The sequence below is a fragment of the Mesorhizobium sp. M4B.F.Ca.ET.089.01.1.1 genome, assembly GCF_004022605.1.
Lineage (GTDB): Bacteria > Pseudomonadota > Alphaproteobacteria > Rhizobiales > Rhizobiaceae > Mesorhizobium > Mesorhizobium abyssinicae.
The window spans coordinates 1-1,199 of the sequence record NZ_RZOS01000876.1 but is presented as its reverse complement, the minus strand read 5'-3'; the positions used below and the strand labels follow the sequence as shown (position 1 = coordinate 1,199).

Annotated in this window: 1 protein-coding gene; it reads right to left on the bottom strand. The window is 55.5% G+C overall.

Annotation, left to right across the window (positions count from 1 at the left end):
* A partial coding sequence (locus tag EN780_RS39195) for a hypothetical protein (protein WP_210215084.1) occupies positions 1-1,099 on the bottom strand: 1,099 nt, incomplete at its 3' end.
* Between the last annotated feature and the right edge of the window lie 100 nt (positions 1,100-1,199).

Sequence of the window (1,199 nt, the reverse complement as noted above, 5' to 3'; positions counted from 1 at the left end):
TATCTATTTCGCTCAGGCGTTCGTCGATTTTTGTCTTGAGGGTTCGCAACTCGCTTTCGAAGGCTTGAAATGCAGCTTCAGCTCCGATCCCCCTCACCACTTCGCCAAACTCCAGTTCGCCGCGTCGGGTATTGAGAACTTCTGACACCCTCTGGTACTGATTTTCGAGTTTGCCCAGCCGCCGTTTCGTTTGGTTGTATTGCTCGGCCGCCTTGCCGGCATCGGCTTGAAGCCGCACCACGAGTTCGCGGAGAACGCGAGCGTCTTCGGCATACGTCAGCATGTCTAAGAATGGCTTCTCGTGCTCTGCTCCGCACGTGGGGCAGGCCAATGTCGCGTGGGCCTCATCACGGAGGAATGATGAATCGCTGTCATAGACGGAGAGCGTCGCGGTCGCCAATTTGACCTGAAGACGGATGCTTTCCAGCACCTCTTGCTCTCGCACCGCCACATCGCGATACCGTTCCTGTTGCGCATTGAGCGCGGTCACTTCTTCAGTCAGGCGTTCAACGTCGTGCTCGAAATTCTCAGGCACCACTTTCGGACCAGCGAGGGGCATAGCCTCCCCGAATCGTTCACGGACCTGAGATGTCATTCTCTGTTCTATGCGCAGATCATCAAGAGCGCGCTGAGCCTGTGCCTTCCGCGAATTTATCTCGTAGTATTCCGGAGGCTTGACGCCGGTGAAGTATTCTAGGATCGCCTGTACGGGCGCTTGGTACTGTTGTAGGCCGACAAAGGTATTCCAGTTTGAGAGCCAGCTTCCATCCTGATTGATGTAGAACGGGAGAAAGAAACAACGGGCGTCAGCTACGACCGTTTCCCTGCTTTTGTCGGTGAGCGCGAGATTAAAGCCGGTGACTCGGGCGAATGCCGCGGTCCAGTCCTTGTGGTTTCCCGTAGCCTCGATCATGTCGCCGGATGCGGAGAACAGTGCGCGGTACGCGTTCTGTTGAAGCGCCCGGTATTTTTTGCCGTCCACGCTGAATTCGACCAGCGAAACTGCGTTCTTATCCCAATCCGCCAAGTCGCCTTGCGGGCGAGCGCCGAGCGCGAAGAATATCGATTTAATCAGGCTCGATTTGCCGGTGTGGTTCATCCCCACGATGAGGTTCTTCGTTCGGTGGAATTTCACCGCCCGAGCCCTCTGTTCCTGCTGTGAGAGAAGCCAGATATTTTCGAATCGGAAGCTTTTCATA